This is a genomic window from Sorangium sp. So ce1504 (assembly GCF_051521635.1).
GTDB lineage: Bacteria > Myxococcota_A > Polyangia > Polyangiales > Polyangiaceae > Sorangium > Sorangium cellulosum_B.
Genome location: NZ_CP150365.1, coordinates 12,029,580 through 12,046,077, shown reverse-complemented (window position 1 = coordinate 12,046,077; position 16,498 = coordinate 12,029,580). Strand labels below are relative to the sequence as shown.

The window sequence follows — 16,498 nt, the reverse complement described above, 5'->3', positions numbered from 1 at the left end:
ATCGAACCCGAAGGTGTGTTTCATGAGCACGGCCCCCCGCACGCATCCTCTCCTCTCGGTCAGCCGCTGCTCTTCAGCCCCTCCCTCGCCGGGCCCGCGCCGCTCAGCCAGCCTCCGCGAGGAAGGCTGCGAGCTTCTCCGGGTTGCGGTGGGCATAGATCCCTCGAATCACGCCCTCGTCGACGCTCACGCTCACGGCGGCGATCAGCCGATCTTCGTCGTGGACCAGGAGCCCCGGGGAGCCGTTGAACCACCGCAGCACGAAGCGGTAGCGGCCATCGGGGTGCGCCGTGGCGCTCCAGACGCGGGCGAAGAAGGTGCTCACCGCGTCCGCGCCGCGGAGCACGTGGGTCACCGTCTCGGCCTTGCCGCCCCCGTCCGCGTGGAGCTCCACGCCCTCCGCGAGCAGGCTGCGGAGCTCGTCGATCCGGCCGGCGCGGGCGGCGTTCAGGAACGCGGTCAGGAGGCGCTGGTGCTCGGTGGACGACGCCGCGAACTTCGGCCGCGCGTCGCGGACCCGCGCGCGGGCGCGGGAGGCGAGCTTCCGGCACGCCGCGCTCTCTTTGCCGAGCAGGGTGGAGATATCGTCGAAGCTGTAGCCGAACACGTCGTGCAGCAGGAACGCGGCGCGCTCCTTCGGCGTCAACCTCTCGAGGGCGTGCATCAACGCCACCGAGACCGTCTCGTCGATCTGCGGCTCCTCGTCAGGGCTCCGCGTATCCTCCATCAACGGCTCCGGCAGCCATGTGCCCACGTACGTCTCTCTCCGGGAACGCGCCGATTGCAGCGTGTTCAACGCGATGCGGCTGCACACCGTGACGAGCCACGCGCGCGCGTCGCGGATCTGGTCGATGTCTGTCTGGCTCCACTTCAGGAACGTCTCCTGCACGATGTCGAGAGCGTCGGCGCGCGTGCCGAGCATCCGGTAAGCGAGCCCCTCGAGGAGGGGGCGGTGGCTCTCGAAAAGACGCGTTCGGTGATCCATGACGGTTACTCGATGGCGTTGGACATCAGCACGGCGAAGCGCCAGCCCTGCGCCGTCCGCCGGAAAACATGCGTGTACTTCTGCCGCGCCGCGAAGACGCCCGCGGCCCCGCCGCGCCGCATGGCCACCTCTTGCCGGCCCACCTCGACGGCCAGGTCGCCGCTCCGCTCGATCCGCTCCGGCGTCTTCCTGAACGACGCGAAGCTCGCGCTCCGGAAGAGCTCCGCTTCGCACGCGAGGAACCGCTCGCGGCCGGAGACGACATCGTGCCCCGGGATCAGGAGCTGGATGTCGTCGGTGCAAAGCGCCGCGTAGGCCTCCGCGTCGCCCCGCTGGATGGCAGCGGCCTGCGCAGCCCGCAGCCCGCCGATCTCCCGGCGATCTTCCTCGGTGAGCGGCCCGAGCCACACCGGCTCTCCAGGAGAGGCGAAGAGATGGTCGATCTCGGCCCGCGCGCACGCGACGCGACGCGACCGAGAGGCCTCGTCTCCGCTCATCCCATCCAGTGAGATCACGTCGACCTTCGTGACGCCGATGAAGGCCAGTATCGCCCGCAGCGTGCGGGTCTGAAGCTCGTCCTCGGCGGCGGGCGAGGCGACGCCGCCGCGCGCCGTCACGATGGACGCCGACTTGCTTGTAAGGAGGCCCACATAGCGCCCTTCTACCTGTGCAAACGTACGGTCATTGCGGATGACGTGATCGAAGTAGGCCTTGAGGGTCGATGGCAGCGTGAGGTTGTACAGCGGGCTGCTGATCAGCAAGTGATCGGCCGAGCTCAGCTCATCGATCAAGGCGTCGGACAGCACGAGGCCCTCGGGCGGCGGCCCCCCGGAAGGCGGCGGGGGCGCGAGAAACGCAGCGATGGTCACGGCGTCGAGGTGCGGCACCGGATACCGGGCGAGGTCGCGAACGATGACGCGGCCGCCCGGATTCGATTCTGTCCAGCGTACCTGGAAATAGTCCGCCACGCTCCGCGAGATCGACCCTTGCGTACGGGCGCTTGCATCGATTCTGAGCAGTCTCTTCATGTCCTCTCCGGGTGGGGTCCGCTCCCAGGACAAGGCAGCCCCCCGGAATGTGACCGCCGGCGCAGCACGGACGCAGGCGCTCACGCCCGAGCGCTGCGGCGATGGACTGTCGAAGGGGGCCAGCGGGCGATGTCACGTCGAGCCGCTGCTGCCGCCGGGCGCCGCGCGGGCGCCGGCTTCTTGCCCCGAGATCTCCCCGGAACGCGCTCCAGAAGAAAAAAGATGTGCCCGTCTTCGAATCCATGAAGGCCGGCCGGGCTCGGCGGCATTCAAAGGGCACAGGTTGACGATCGCGCAGAGGATGGTCCCAGGACGGGCTCGCGCTCGAGCGGGCATCGCCGTGTCTCTCGAGGTCCTCCCGCAGGGAAACCTCCGCGGACGCGACGAGGGTGACGACCGATGATCCGCGGCCAGCGCCGCAGGCCTCCGTGGGCACCTCCGGGCTCGCCGGAGCGCCGCTCGGATCCGAGGGCCGGGACGACGTGGCTGCGCGAGGGCGGAGATCTCTCGATCTCGGCGCATCGCTCGCCCATGGAGGAAGACTCATGATCATGCGGAACAGGTTCGGTGTTCAGGCGATATTTGGTCTCGGGCTCGCGCTCCTCCCGGGGTGCGTCGGAGAGCCCGGCGCGGACGGGGAGGGCGCCGGGAGCTCCTTCGACGCGCGCACGGAGCTCGCGTTTCCCGGCGTGCGCGGCCGCGTCGAGGAGCGCATCGTCGATCTCCCCGGCCTGGGGCCGCAGAAGGTGGTTTACGAGCGGATCGGCGGCGTGGCGGTGTTCGAGGGCGATATCCTCCTCGACGAGCGGGACCGGCAGGCGCGCTCCGCGGCGCGGCTCGTCGGCGCCTCGCGGTGGCCGGGCGGGGTCGTCCCGTACACGATCGACGCGAGCCTGCCCAACCAGGCCCGGGTGAACGACGCCATCGCTCACATGCAGTCCGCGACGCCGCTCCGGTTCAAGCTCCGCACGACCGAGGTCGATTACGTGACGTTCCGGCCGAGCACCGGGTGCTCGTCCCTCGTGGGGCGGAGCGGCGGCCAGCAGTTCATCGACCTGGCCTCCGGCTGCTTGACCGGCAGCACCATCCACGAGATCGGGCACGCCGTCGGCCTGTACCATGAGCAGTCGAGGGCCGATCGCGACGAGACGATCACGGTGCACTTCGAGAACATCGATCCAGGCCACCAGCACAACTTCTTCAGGTACGTCGATAGCAACAAGGACGGCGTGGACCTCGGGCCATACGATCTCGGCTCGATCATGCACTACGACGCCTTCACGTTCTCCGCCAACGGCCAGCCCACGATCACGAAGAAGGACGGGACGACCTTCACGTCGCAGCGCGTGGGGCTGTCGAACGGCGACATCAGGGCGCTGGAGGCGATGTACGGCCGCCGCGTGCGGCTCCGGACCGGGGTCGCCTCGAACCGCTGCCTCGACGTGTCGAACAGCAGCACGGAGGAGGGGGCGACGGTGCAGACCTGGGAGTGCAACGGCACGAGCGCCCAGGAGTGGCTGCTCACGCCGAGCGGCGAGCTGCGGAGCAGCGTGGCCCCGAACCGCTGCCTCGACGTGTCGGGCGGCGACACGACGCCCGGCGCGCAGGTGCAGACCTGGGAGTGCAACGGCACGGACGCCCAGAAGTGGACCCGGAGCGCGAGCGGCGAGCTGCGGAGCGCGCTGGCCGCGAACCTCTGCCTCGACGTCGCCGGCGGCAGCACCGCGGAGGGCGCGGCCGTGCAGACCGGGACCTGCAGCGGCTCGAACGCCCAGAAGTGGAGCGACTACGTCGAGATCCAGAGCGACCTGAGCTGGAACCGCTGTCTCCACGTCGCCGGGGCCAGCTCGACCCCGGGGACCAACGTGGCCATCTGGGATTGCGACGAGAGCAACGGGCAGCAATGGTTCTACTCGCCGAGCTTCGAGCTGCGGAGCGCCATCGCCGACGACCGCTGCCTCGAGGTCGACGCCACGGGCGCCGTCCAGTCCGGCACCAACGTCCAGATCGGCGTGTGCAACGGCAGCAACGCCCAGAAGTGGCTCTGGACGGCGGCGGGCAAGGTGCTGACCTTCCTCAACAGCGGGCTCTGCCTCGACGTGAGCGGCGGCGCGATCGATCCCGGGACGAACGTCCAGATCTTGCAATGCAACGACACGCGCGCGCAGCGCTGGATGAGGCCCAGCATCAGCTTCTGAGACGGTGAGAGGCGGTGAGGTGCCGAGGCGGCGAGAGGCGGTGCGGTTCATGATGTCGCGAAGGCGCCTTCGGCCCGTGTCGCTCCTCGCCCTCGCCGCCCTCTCCGGCTGCGCTCCCCGGGACGCGCTCGAGGGCGCGGCGGAGCGCGTCGGCGAGCATCGGGCCGCGATCCTCGGCGGCGCGCTCGACGCGGCGCGCGACTACGCGGTCGGCGTCGGGGACGAGGGCGGCGCCTCCTGCTCCGGCGTCCTCGTCTCGCGCCGCGTGGTGCTCACCGCCGCGCATTGCCTCGATCCCTCCGCCGGGCCCGGCGGAGGGATCACCCGGATCTACTTCGGCGAGGATCTCCGCCCGGGCGCGGCGCCGCTGCCGGCGGTCGTCCGCGCGGTCGAGGCGGTGCGGCACCCGGGCTTCGACGAGGCGACCTTCTCCAGCGACCTCGCGATCGTCGAGCTCGCCGCCGCGGCGCCGGTCGCCCCGGCGCCGCTCCTGCGCGAGGCCATGGACGGCGGCCCGCGGTACGTGGGCCCGCGCCTCGCGTTCGTGGGGCACGGCATCGACGAGGCGGGCACCTCGCTCGCGCGCCGCGTCGCCGTGTTCCCGATCGCCGCCGTGGGGCCCGCGGACGACGTCGGCCTGGACACGGACAGCGGCCCCATCGACGCGACCCAGCTCTACGCGCGGAGCGCCGGCGGCAACACCTGCTTCGGCGACTCCGGCGGCCCCGCGCTCCTCGCGCGGGGGGGCGTCGAGCGCGTCGCCGGCGTGAGCTCCTACGGCGACCCCCACTGCGAGATCGACGGCGTGAGCGCCCGCGCGGACGCCCCGGCGATCGAGGCGTTCATCCAGCCCGAGATCGACCGCATCGAGGCGGGCGATCCGTGCCGCGGCGACGGGATCTGCGGCGCGTCGTGCGATGTCGGCCCGACGCTGACCGATCCGGACTGCGCGGAGGCGCATTGCGGCAAGGATGGGATCTGCGCGGTCGCGTGCGTCGATCCCGTCGATCCCGACTGCGCCGGCCCGGACCGCTGCGGCCCCGACGGGGCCTGCGACCCAAGTTGCCCGGACATCGACGCGGATTGCGTGCCGCCGCCGGACGGCGAGGCCGCGGCGGGCGGGCCTGAGTCTGGCGCGGCCGGGGAGCCCGGTGGATGCGCGCTCCGGCCGTCCGATCGCGACGGCGAGGCCGCGCGCCGGCGGCGCGGATGGCTCGTCGTGGCGGCGCTCGGGGCGTGGGCGAGGCGGGCGGCCGGCCGACAGCGCCGCTGCCTCTTCTTGTTGTGCCTTCTCCCTGACAGCCTCTCGCTCAGGGCACCGTCGTGTTGAGCAGGAGCTGATTTGCCTGGCTGTAATTCCCCAGCATGAGATCCAGGTCCCCGTCGCCATCCATGTCGCCGACGTCCCCGTCGGCCGTCAAGAGGAGGGTCTGGGTGAGCCAGGGGGCGTCGATCTGGGCGAAGTAGCCGCCGGCGTTCGTGTACAGCGAGTGCTTGCGCGATAACATCGAGGGGATGTTGCCCCGCAGCATGACGATGTCCACGTCGCCGTCCATGTCGAAGTCGCCGAGCTCGACCTCGCGAGCGTCGGCGTCGTAGGCGTGCGCGCTGATCCGGCTCGCCGTCACGTTGGCGAAGTACCCGGTCCCGTTGTTCGAGAGCAGGACAATCTGAGCTCCGCTTGCGGGGGCGAACACCAGATCCAGGTCCCCATCGGTGTCGAGGTCCGCAGCCTCGACGTCGACCGACCCGAACGTCGTCAGCGGCAAACTAGCGCCCAGACGACCGCTGGCGTTGACGAACGGGCCTCCCTGGGTGTTGCGCAAGAACATCGTCGTGGTGCCGGCCAGGATGAGCTCGGGGTAGATGGCTTGACGGATCGCGAGGCAATCCGCCTGCTGGGCCGGCGTCACCGCGCCGCTCGCCACGAGCCCGGCGACCGATCGCTTGGGATCCGAGCAGATCCCACACAGGGCAGCAGGGCGGCCAGCGCACGCGGAAGCGTTGACGTCCGCGATCTCGACGCACAGCGCCTTCTCCACCGTGATGTTCTGCGTCGTGGTGCCGAACCAGAAGCTGCTCTGGTCGGTGAACACGCCGTTGCCCCCGTTGATGAGCAGCGTCGAGTTGCCCGGCGAAACGTTCCCGAAGAACGCGTCGAGATCGCCGTCGGCGTCCACGTCGCAGAGCTCGACCGCGCGATCCGACATCGTGGTCGATGGCAGGCGCCCGGTCGTGGCCACCGTGAAGGTGCCGCCGGAGTTGAGGTACAGGGCGGCCTGCTTCGACGCCGTCGTGCCCGTGGCGGAATCAGCTGCCGCGATGATGTCCATGTCGCCGTCGCCGTCCACATCGCCGGAATCCACATCGGTGTGAATGACCAGCACGCTGGGGAACTGCAGCGCCGTGACGTCCACGAGGTGGCCGCCGTCGTTCCTGAGCAGGCGCGGCTGCATGAGAGCGACCGAGTAGGGCGTGATGAACACGTCGAGATCACCGTCGTTGTCGATGTCGATCAGGTCGATGTCGCTGGTCGCGGTCGTCGTGCCCAGCGGGACGCGCCCCACCGTGCCGTCGGTGAACAGCGGCTGCGGAGGCAGCGGCGCGGTGAGCGCGGCGTGCGCGTCGACGATGCCGCCGGTGCGGGTGAGGCCGGCGAACGCGGGCAGCGGCGCGGCGGTCTGCTCGATCATCTTCACCACGCGCACGGGGTCACCCCGCAGCTCGCTGTGCTGGGACAGGAGCAGCCCGGCAACGCCGCTGACCATCGGGGTGGCGAGGGACGTGCCGTTGGCGCCGAGGAACGTGTTCGTGCCAGGCGCCGCGACCGAGACCGTCTTCGCGCCATAGGCGGACGATTGGCCGCCCGTCCAGACGGAGCGGTTGCCGGACTGGTCGCTCGCCGCGACCACGATCTTGTTGGGCAGCCCGAGATGAGCGGGGAAGTCGGCGACGAGCGGATTCCCAAACGAATCGACCGCGTCGAGGTTGGTCCCCCAGTTGCCCGCGGCGGTCACGAACAAGAGGTGGGCGACGCCGAGGTCCCAGACGGCCTCCGTCAGGTGACGAAGGGCGTCCTCGGGAGTGTACGAGATGCCCGTCCAGCTGTTGAAGCTACCGCCGAACGAGCTGTTGACGATGTGCGCACCGTTGCGCGCGGCGTACTGGTACGCCTCGAGGATGGCGTCGTACGTCGGGGCGGCGACGGTCGTCGGTGTGCCGTTCACGATGCGCGTCTCCAGGCGCCCGTTGCCCAGGGGCATGATCTTGACCCGCTGCATCACGCCGGTGTAACCGGCGCAGTCGTCTCCGATCTCGCCGAGAGCCCCCGCCACGATGTCTCCGTGCGTGTTTCCGGTGTCCACGGGCGACGGGTCGTTCGGCCTGAGCGGGCTGCCGCCGAGGTCTTGCCCCGGGCGCGCGAACTGGAAGCCGCGGCAGTCGTCCGGATAGCCGTTCTCGTCATCGTCTCGCGCGGCTCCGTCGCAGTCCTGTCCTTCGGGCGCGCCCAGCAGCGCGCCCGGGGGCAGGGCGTTGCAGGCGACGCCGCCGGGGCCGATCTCGTCGGCGATCGAGCCGTCGCCGTCGTCGTCCAGGTCGTTCGTGTAGATGCGCGCGACGTCGGGATCGAGCAGATCCGTCGCGCCGTCGCCGTCATCGTCCACCCCGCAGCCGCCGGGGCAGCCGTCGCTGTTCAGGTCCGACCGCGGGCAGGTCCCGCCCGTCGTGAGTGGCATGCAGTCGCTGCTGCACGGGGGCGCGGCGCAGCACTCGTCCGCGTTGAGGTAGATGTTGTCGACCAGCGGATGAGGGCCCGGGCCGCCGCAATTGTCCGTGCCGTAGTACGCCGCCTGATAGTAAATCACGCCGCTGTCGACCACCGCGACGACGACATCGTGGGATCCTCGCTGGATATCCCAGGCGGCGTCCACGTTCATCGCCTCGATGTACCAGTCCTGCGTATAATAGAATGGATCGTTCGGCACATAGGTCGGCACGGCGATCAGGTTGGGCAGGGCGAGCCGCACCGGCTCGCCGCCCGCGAGGAGCGCCGAGAGCGCCTCCCTCTCCGTCCCCTTCGGCACGGTGACCACGCCCATGTCCGGAGTGATCTGCCGCGCGAGCGCGCCCTGTACACCGGAGAGGACCCTCCCGCGCTCCTCCGTCGACGTGCCGGAGCTGAACTTCACGATGAGCTCGCCCGGCACCATGGACGCGAGGGACACGACCACGATGTCAGAAGCGCTCTCGTTGCCGTCGATGTCGGTCGCGACGATGTGGACCCGGTTGGGCGTCAGGAACTCACCCGGGTCGTTCCGGAGCGGCAGGTCGATGGAGAACTCTCCTGCCGGCGTGAGCGCCGACGCCTGCGCTGGCGCATCGCCGATGCTGACGCTGACCGATCGCGCCAGCGTGTTGTCCTCGACGCGGCCTCGCAGGGTGAATGTCCCCTGAGCCACGATGTCCCCCTTCGCCGAGGACCTCGCGTAGTCCTCGGCGACGCGGAGCCTCGGGGCCTCGTCCGTCGCGCCGAGGCGGATGGCGTCGAGCCGGCAAGGGCCCGTGGCGCCCCGCGGGAGATCCAGCGCGATCGTGAGCCGCAGGTCGTCGTACTCTGTCTTGAGCGCCGCCACCAGCTCGGCAGGCAGCTCGAAATCGACGCGTGTGAACTGACCCGCCGCTCCCTGGGGGAGCGCGACCTCCTGGACGAACCGGCGCTCGATCCCCTGGGAGGGCAGCTCCACGAACAGGTGGACGTGCCCCAGCGGCTCCGCGCCGGGCGGCGCCTCCGGGAGCGACAGGCTGATGGAGAGGGTGGAGTGGACCGCCGCGAGGGTGCTGAGCGGCGCGCTCACCAGCTCGTGGTACCCGCTGCCGGGCACCTCGAGGCTCTTCTCGCCGTGCGCGCGCTGGTCGCTCGCCTGCGCGGCGCCGCCATCGAGCGTCCACGCGCCCGCGTCCTCGAACCCGAGGATGCTCTCGTTCGACGGTCGCGCCGCGCCGGCGCTCGGGGCGCCGCCCGGAGCGACGCTCGTGCCATCGCAGCTGCATATCAATGCTGCGGCGACGACCCATCGTCCACGTTTCATATCATTCTCTCGCTGATGCCCGAAGATTGAACCAAGATGGAAGTCGGCAGGTCCACGATGGAGGACCTTCAGGGGGCGCGCTGCATGACGTGCCTGTCGCCGGCCCGTTGGACGCCGGCCCGCGTGTCGGGCGTGCACCGGGCGCCAGGCAGGCATGGCAATGCTCATGCCCGCCGGTTCTGCACGCGCGGCCATGTCTTTCGGCCGGCTTCTCTCGCGAGGGCGGGCGTGAGGTGGCGCGATGTCACGGTGCGACGGCCCGCTGTCACGTGACAATGTCACGTGACAGTCACGGGACACGAGCCGGCCCGCCGCTCCGGCCCCCGGCTGGCCTCGACGAAGCACGTCTCCGGCTTCGGCCTCGGATTGTGGATGACGCGGCGCATCTCCGTCCCAGCCGCAGCCTCCGCCGATCGCCCGGATCCGCCTTACGCCGCGCGTGCCCCTGCCGCACGAGTCGGTCGATCAGGGGTGTGGGGTCGTGCTCGGCTGGGCTCCATCGGCATCTGACACACGAGGCTATGCCCGCTGTCCGGCGTAGCCCACACGAAGGGGGACCCCATGTCCGTGTGCATCACCGATGTCATCGCCCGCGACATCCGCTTTCCGACCTCGCGCTCTCTCGCCGGCTCGGACGCCATGAACCCGAGGCCGGACTACTCGGCGGCCTACGTCGTGCTCGAGACCGATGGCCCGGAGCGGATCGAGGGGCATGGCCTGACCTTCACGATCGGCCGTGGAAACGAGCTCTGCGTGGCGGCGATCGACGCGCTCCGCCCCCTGCTCGTGGGCAGGCGCGTCGACGCCATGACGGCCGACATGGGCGCTTTCTGGGACGAGATCACCGGCGACAGCCAGCTCCGCTGGGTCGGCCCGGAGAAGGGGATCCTCCACCTGGCGACGGCCGCCGTCGTCAACGCCGCCTGGGATCTGTGGGCGAAGACCGCGGGCAAACCGCTCTGGAAGCTGCTCGTGGACATGACCCCGGAGGAGCTCGTCCGCTGCGTCAGCTTCCGCTACATCACGGACGTGCTGAGCCCCGAGGAGGCGCTCGAGATCCTTCGCCGGAACGCGCCTACCCGCGCGGCGCGGGAAGACGAGATGCGGCAGCACGGCTTTCCCGCCTACACGACGTCGGCAGGGTGGATCGGCTATTCCGACGACAAGCTGCGCCAGCTCTGCCGCGAGGCGCTCGCGCGCGGCTTCTCGCATTTCAAGATCAAGGTCGGCGCGAGCATCGATGACGACGTCCGCCGGGCGCAGATCATCCGGGAGGAGATCGGGGCGCAGCGCCGGCTCATGATGGATGCCAACCAGGTGTGGGACGTGGGCCAGGCCATCGCCAGCATGCGGCGCCTCGCCGCGTTCGATCCGTGGTGGATCGAGGAGCCCACGAGCCCCGACGACATCCTCGGCCACGCCGCGATCGCCAGGGCGATCGCGCCGATCGGCGTGGCGACGGGGGAGCACACCCACAATCGCGTCATGTTCAAGCAGATGTTCCAGGCGGACGCGATCCGGTTCTGCCAGGCGGACGGCGCCCGGCTGGGCGGCGTCAACGAGGTGCTCGCCGTGCTGCTCATGGCGGCCAAGTTCGGCGTCCCGGTCTGCCCTCACACCGGCGGGGTCGGCCTCTCGGAGATCATGCAGCACATCTCGCTCTTCGACTACATCTCCGTGAGCGCGTCGCTCGAGGATCGCATCCTGGAGCATGTGGATCACCTCCACGAGCACTTCGTCGATCCGGTCGTCGTCCAGGCTGGCCGGTACATGCCGCCCACCGCGCCGGGGTACAGCACCACCATGCGGCCCGAGTCGCTCGATCGGTTCGAGTTTCCGACCGGCGCGGCGTGGGCGAGGTGAGGCAGGCTGACGACCTGCCGTGCGCCTGCCAGAGCAGCCGAGCGCTCGGGAGGCTAGGACCGGGCCCTTTGTCTCGACGCGATCACGGCTCTTCGAGCCGCGAGCGGACGACCTCGCCGTCGAGCGTGCTGCCGTCGGCCTCGATATAGAGGTGATCGCCCACGATCGTGACCGCCCATTGGCGCCGCAAACCCGTGTTCTCCGCGAGCGCGGCGACGAGCCGGTGGTCGACGGTGGAGAGCGAGATCGCGCCGGTGACCTTGCTCGCGCGCGAGGCGGCCTCACGCGCGCCGGACACGAGCTCGTCGCGCCGGCGCGCGTCCGAAAAGAGCGCGTGAACGGCCACGCCCGCGTTGTGCTGCACGACTCTCTTGAGCTTCTCGAAGGGCGCCGCGCCGCACTCGATCCAGGTGAGGACGCGGCCCGCGGGATCGCGCGTCCAGAGGTCCGCCCCCTCGGCGTCGGCGAGCCCTGGGCCGAAGGCGAGGCCCTCCTCGTGAAAGAGGCAATACGCGAGCACCCGCAGCATGACGTGCTCGGCGCTCTCCGACGGGTGGCGGGCGACGATCACCCGCTCGCTCGCCTCGCGACCGCGATCGACGTGCGAGAGGTCGATGCGGAAGTCCATTCGCGTCGAGGGGAGTGCCATCGATGCTCCCGCTAGCCTCGATGCGCCGCGCCGCCGTCGCCGAACGCGGCTTCGGGCAGCGCCGCTGCCGCTTCTTGTTGCTCTCGCCGCAGGCGGGCATCGAGCACGACAACCCCTGTGTTCAACATCGATGACCTCCGGAGCGCGCCGCTGTTCGCATCGCGCAGGACCGTGCTCCAGCCGAGTACCACGCGAGCGAAGGAGAGCCTATCTGGAACGTGCCTCACGGTCACGTGCTTCGCGCGGGTCTCCCTCGCACGGCTTCGCGATCGTCGGCCGGTGATGGTACAGGGCCTTGTCCATGATCTCCCGCCGCGCCGTGATCGCCGCAGCCGGCCTGTTCTCCGCCGGCGCGCTCGCCCCGGGCCTGGCCCGCGCGGCGGGGCGCGTGCCCGCGCCCCTCCCGGCGTTTCCCCTCTCGATCGCTGTGACCGAGGAGGAGGCGGGGAAGCCGGTGCGCGACGACGCCTGGATCGACGCGCAGATCGCCGAGGCGGTCCGGCTGTTCGAGCCCGCCGGTGTGGCGTCGCCCCCTCCGGGGCTCCTCCGTGCCCCCGCCCCGCGCGGCATCCTACCTACTCATCGCGAACCATCCGACACGAGCGGGAAAGGCCTGGATTTCGGCTCGATTCGAGGAGGACGCGAGACCCATCACGCGCTCGTTCGAAATCACGAGCGACCCGAGTAAACTGTGCGGGAATGTTCTACGTGTCGAAGCTCGCAGCGCTGCGGATCGCGGGGGTGTTCGTGCTGGCCTCGCTCGGGGGCTGCTCGAGCGAGGCAAGCAAGGCGAGCGAGGCGAGCGGGGCGAGCGATGACGGGAAACCGCCTGCGCCTGCCCCGAAGTCGCTGGCCGTCGTGTTCACGCCGAAGGGAGGCACCTTCCAGGCGTCCGAGCCCGTGGAGCTCACGGTCGAGGACGAGCGCGCCGCGGTGCACTTCACGACCGACGGCTCGCTGCCCACCGCGAGCTCGCCGGTCTACGTCGAGCCGCTCGTGCTCACCGCGTCCACGCGGGTGCGCGCCCTCGCCGTCGTCCCTCACGCCGCGCCTTCCGGGGCGGGGGGCAACGGGGGAGCGGGGGGCAACGGGGCGGCGGGCAGCGACGGGGCCGACCTCCTCGGGCCGATCGCGAGCGAGGCGTATTTCAAGGTCGCCGCCGATAGCGCGGAGTTCAGCTCGGAGCTGCCGATCGTCGTGATCCACACCTTCGAGTCGAAGCAGCTCGACCCGCTCGAAACCGAGTTCGTCCCGGCCACGTTCATGCTGCTCGAGCCCAACGCCGGGCAAACCAGGCTCCTGGGCCGCGCGAGCTTCGATGGCCGCATCGGCATCCACGTCCGCGGCGCGACGTCCCGCGAGTTTCCGAAGAAGCAATACGCCGTCGAATTTCGTGACGACGCTCTGGACACCGATCTCGACCGGGAGTTCCTGGGGATGCCGGCGGACTCCGACTGGGTGCTCAGCGATCCGGTGAGCTTCGACCGCTCGCTGATCCGCAATGCGCTCGCCTTCGAGATGAGCAACCGCATCGGCCGGTACGCGCCGCGCACGAGCTTCGTCGAGGTGTTCCTCGTCGACTCGGGGGCCGACGTGGCGAAGAAGAGCTTCCTCGGGTTCTACACGGCGATCGAGAAGATCAAGCGCGGTCGGGATCGTGTCCCGGTGGCCAAGCTCTCGGCCGACGATCTCACGGAGCCGAACGTGACCGGCGGCTTCCTCTTGCGCATCGACAAGGGCGACGATCAATTCAAGGCCGCCGGCCAGGACCTCCAGTTCGTGTACCCCGACCCGGAGGACATGCTGGCCCCCGCGCGAAGGCCGCAGCTCGACTACATTCGCGGTTACATCGACGACTTCGGTCAGGCCGTCGACGCGGATGACTTCAAGCAGCCCAGCAGCGGCAAGCACTATTCGAGCTTCATCGATCAAGACGCCTTCATCGACCACAACATCATCAACGCCCTGACGAAGAACGTCGATGCCCTGCGGATCAGCACGTACTTCTTCAAAGATCGACAGGGCCTCCTCTCGGCCGGTCCCGTGTGGGACTTCGACCGGAGCCTCGGAACGCCCTACGATGAACGCGCGTTCGAGCCGGAGGAGTGGAAGCTCGAGGGCTCCGACGGGACCGACTACTTCACGGAGGGCTGGTGGGGGTCGCTGTTCCGCGATCCGGCGTTCAAGGCGCGGTACAAGGCACGTTTTCTGGCGCTGCTCCAGGGCGAGCTCGCGCCCGACAAGCTCGACGCCATGGTGGACGGCCTGGTGCGCAAGGCGGGAGCTCCGGCCGTGGAGAGGAACTTCGCGCGCTGGCCGGATTCCCCGCCTCTCAATGGGTCCCACGACGCCGAGATCAGCCTGCTCAAGGACTTTCTCCGCAGGCGGGCCAGCTGGATTCGCGACGAGCTCATGACGTGGTGAACGTGCGTTTCATGAGCGCGGCCCACGCGACGTAGCGCGACGTTGCGAACAACTCCCCGTCGAGCAGCCGCCCGAGGGCAAGACCGAGATCAGGATGAGCAACGACCTTGAGAAATGGATGCGCCTGGCGATCGAGGAGGCCGAGCGGGCGCGCGGAGGAACGGGCGACAACCCTTGGGTCGGCTGCGCGATCGTGAGCGCCGCCGGGGAGCTCCTCGGCAGCGGGCATACCCTGGGGCCGGGTGAAGATCACGCGGAGATCGCCGCGGCACGCGCGGCGCACGCGCGCGGACTCAGCGTGGTCGGAGCGACGCTCTATTCGACCCTCGAGCCCTGCTCGTTCCACGGCCGCACGCCGGCGTGCTCGCGATCGATCATCGAGCGCGGCGTGGCCCGCGTCGTGATCGGGATGAACGACCCGAACCCGCGCGTCGACGGCGAAGGCGTTCGCATCCTGCGCGGAGGGGGCGTCGAGGTCGTGGAGGGCGTATGCGAAGCAGAAATCCGCCGGCAGCTCGGGGGTTGGGTGCTCGATCACCATCCTCACGAGCCGCTGCGGCGCGCGCTGACCTTGCCGGCATCGGACCGCGTCCCGCGGCTCGCGGAGATCTACGGCGTCGATCAGCCCCGCATCGAGGCGCTGCTCGCGAAGGGGTAGAGATCGCACAGAGACCGAGCAGAGCAGGGTCGTGACGCTCCGCGCTTCCCCGAAGGCGCTTCTGTCGATGGCGGGGCTCGCGCTCCTCGGCGCCGCTGCGCTCGCGTCGCGGCGCCCCGCGCCGAGCGCGCCCGCTCTCCCGGGGGCGAGCGTGATCGCTCCAGCTGCGCCGAGCGCGCCCGCTCCTCCGGAGCCCCCGCCGCCCGCTCCCGCGACGCTTCCCCCCGCGGAGGGCCCGGCGGCCGGCGCCCCCGTCCAGCCCGAGGTGATGACCGTCGAGGGAGAGGACTACCGCGTCCATGTCTTCGCGTTCCGCCTCGCGAACGCCCATTTCGAGGTCGTCGACGTCGAGATGTCGCGCGACGTGGCAGGGGTGCTCGAACGCACCCGCGCGTCGTTCGTCATCAACGGTGGCTTCTTCGATCGACAGAGGAGACCCGAGGGGCTCGTCGTGGTCGATGGCCGGGAGCTCGCGCCGCTCGCGCCCTCGCTCGGGGGCGGCGTGCTGGTGGTCTCCGGCGGCCGCGCCGCCCTGCACGACGCCGCCGGGTTCGTCCTTTCGCCGGGCGCTCACCTCGCGGTGCAGGGGCTGCCGCGGCTGGTGCTCTCCGGCAGCCGGAACGTGCGCAGCGACGGCGGCCCGCGGGCGGAGCGGACCGCGCTGTGCGTGCTCGACAGGGGGCGGCGCATGGAGGCCATCGTCGCGCGCGGGGACATGGCGCAGAGCGGGCCCACGCTGGGGCTGCTCGCCGACATGCTGGTGGCGCGCGGATGCGAGCAGGCCCTCAACCTGGACGGCGGACCCTCGACCGGCGTGGCGTGGCGCGAGGACGGCGGCGCGCGCGAGATGACGCCGCGAGGGCCGATCCGGCACGCGATCGCGGTGCGGCTGGATCCCTGACAGGGGAATCGCAGGAGGAGCGCGGCTCGTGGCGGCTGCGCGCCCGCCGCTCGCTCGTATGCCGCTCGGGCCTACTCGCTTCGGTCCAGCTTCACGACGCGGGTGCCCGCGATGTGATCATGCACGCAGCGCCGATCCTTGCGAAAGATGAACAGCACGTCGACGAGGACGAGGAAGGTGCCCACGTACGGTATCTGAGCCACTGCCGCCTCTGGCAGGAGCCGTCGCAAGACGATCGTGCCGAAGGCCGCGGGCTTGCCGTCGCTGGCGTTGACGATCTGTATGTTCATCGTCTTCTTGCCGATCGTCTGCGCGCTGCGGGCGAGGAACGTGCCGTGAAGCACCAGGGTGAGCGCGAACCCCGCCAGCGCCCACAGCAACGACTGCAGAAACGGCAGCGCGGAGACCTTCGGAAAGTCGCGATAGACACCGCCCCAATACTGCAGCGGGACGAAGATGATGAGGGCCAGAACCGCGTCGATCATCGCCGCCCAGAAGCGCGACATGCGCGACGCGCTGCCATCGTAGGCTCGCTCCGAGTCAGTCTTCGGCTCGAGCGCGGTCGGCGGTTGATACGGGTTGGGAGCGGATTGAGCCATGGCTCATGCAACGCCGACCGCAGCCGCGCGTCAATTGGCTACCGGGGTTGCGTCCGTCACTGGTAATGAAACGCAACCCCCATCCCGCAGACCTCGCCGACGC

The 16,498-nt window shown here is 70.1% G+C and carries 13 protein-coding genes; 8 read left to right on the top strand and 5 right to left on the bottom strand.

Annotated features, from left to right (window positions below; translation table 11 throughout):
- Positions 1 to 103 precede the first annotated feature (103 nt).
- Entirely contained in the window at positions 104 to 985 is an 882-nt protein-coding gene (sigJ, locus tag WMF39_RS45395; protein WP_437742650.1) for an RNA polymerase sigma factor SigJ, read from the bottom strand.
- Between the two features lie 5 nt (positions 986 to 990).
- Positions 991 to 2,013 (bottom strand): NAD(P)H-dependent oxidoreductase, encoded by a 1,023-nt coding sequence (locus tag WMF39_RS45390; protein ID WP_437742649.1) that lies wholly within the window; start codon positions 2,011 to 2,013, stop codon positions 991 to 993.
- A 545-nt stretch (positions 2,014 to 2,558) separates the two neighbouring features.
- On the opposite strand from WMF39_RS45390, the gene WMF39_RS45385 reads away from it, so the two are divergent.
- Together WMF39_RS45385 and WMF39_RS45380 are read left to right on the top strand one after the other, a co-directional pair.
- Positions 2,559 to 4,211 carry a ricin-type beta-trefoil lectin domain protein gene (locus WMF39_RS45385; RefSeq protein ID WP_437742648.1) on the top strand — a complete coding sequence of 551 codons (1,653 nt, stop codon included), beginning with the start codon at positions 2,559 to 2,561 and terminating at the stop codon, positions 4,209 to 4,211.
- A 49-nt stretch (positions 4,212 to 4,260) separates the two neighbouring features.
- Positions 4,261 to 5,541 carry a S1 family peptidase gene (locus tag WMF39_RS45380; protein ID WP_437742647.1) on the top strand — a complete coding sequence of 427 codons (1,281 nt, stop codon included), beginning with the start codon at positions 4,261 to 4,263 and terminating at the stop codon, positions 5,539 to 5,541.
- Here WMF39_RS45380 and WMF39_RS45375 read toward each other — a convergent pair.
- A complete protein-coding gene (locus WMF39_RS45375; protein WP_437742646.1) occupies positions 5,522 to 9,301 on the bottom strand; it encodes a S8 family serine peptidase in 3,780 nt (1,259 codons plus the stop codon). The genes WMF39_RS45380 and WMF39_RS45375 overlap by 20 nt on opposite strands.
- Positions 9,302 to 9,862: 561 nt before the next feature.
- Here WMF39_RS45375 and WMF39_RS45370 point away from each other — a divergent pair.
- A complete protein-coding gene (locus WMF39_RS45370; protein WP_437742645.1) occupies positions 9,863 to 11,164 on the top strand; it encodes an L-fuconate dehydratase in 1,302 nt (433 codons plus the stop codon).
- An 82-nt stretch (positions 11,165 to 11,246) separates the two neighbouring features.
- Here the strand turns inward: WMF39_RS45370 and WMF39_RS45365 are convergent, their stop codons facing one another.
- Positions 11,247 to 11,813 (bottom strand): YaeQ family protein, encoded by a 567-nt coding sequence (locus WMF39_RS45365; protein WP_437326062.1) that lies wholly within the window; start codon positions 11,811 to 11,813, stop codon positions 11,247 to 11,249.
- Between the two features lie 2 nt (positions 11,814 to 11,815).
- Between WMF39_RS45365 and WMF39_RS45360 the strand changes: the two genes are divergently transcribed.
- From WMF39_RS45360 to WMF39_RS45340, 5 genes are all read left to right on the top strand, one after another.
- Positions 11,816 to 11,947 (top strand): hypothetical protein, encoded by a 132-nt coding sequence (locus WMF39_RS45360; RefSeq protein WP_437742644.1) that lies wholly within the window; start codon positions 11,816 to 11,818, stop codon positions 11,945 to 11,947.
- Between the two features lie 167 nt (positions 11,948 to 12,114).
- Positions 12,115 to 12,501 carry a hypothetical protein gene (locus WMF39_RS45355; RefSeq protein ID WP_437742643.1) on the top strand — a complete coding sequence of 129 codons (387 nt, stop codon included), beginning with the start codon at positions 12,115 to 12,117 and terminating at the stop codon, positions 12,499 to 12,501.
- Between the two features lie 11 nt (positions 12,502 to 12,512).
- The gene (locus tag WMF39_RS45350) at positions 12,513 to 14,237 is read left to right on the top strand and encodes a CotH kinase family protein (RefSeq protein ID WP_437742642.1); all 1,725 of its coding nucleotides are present in this window, start codon (positions 12,513 to 12,515) and stop codon (positions 14,235 to 14,237) included.
- A gap of 94 nt (positions 14,238 to 14,331) precedes the next feature.
- Positions 14,332 to 14,895, top strand: coding sequence for a deaminase (locus WMF39_RS45345; protein ID WP_437742641.1), 564 nt, complete (start codon positions 14,332 to 14,334; stop codon positions 14,893 to 14,895).
- Between the two features lie 31 nt (positions 14,896 to 14,926).
- Positions 14,927 to 15,796: a phosphodiester glycosidase family protein gene (locus tag WMF39_RS45340; RefSeq protein WP_437742640.1), complete on the top strand. Its 870-nt coding sequence runs from the start codon at positions 14,927 to 14,929 to the stop codon at positions 15,794 to 15,796.
- A gap of 71 nt (positions 15,797 to 15,867) precedes the next feature.
- Here WMF39_RS45340 and WMF39_RS45335 read toward each other — a convergent pair whose 3' ends face one another.
- Positions 15,868 to 16,395: an RDD family protein gene (locus WMF39_RS45335; RefSeq protein WP_437742639.1), complete on the bottom strand. Its 528-nt coding sequence runs from the start codon at positions 16,393 to 16,395 to the stop codon at positions 15,868 to 15,870.
- Positions 16,396 to 16,498 lie beyond the last annotated feature (103 nt).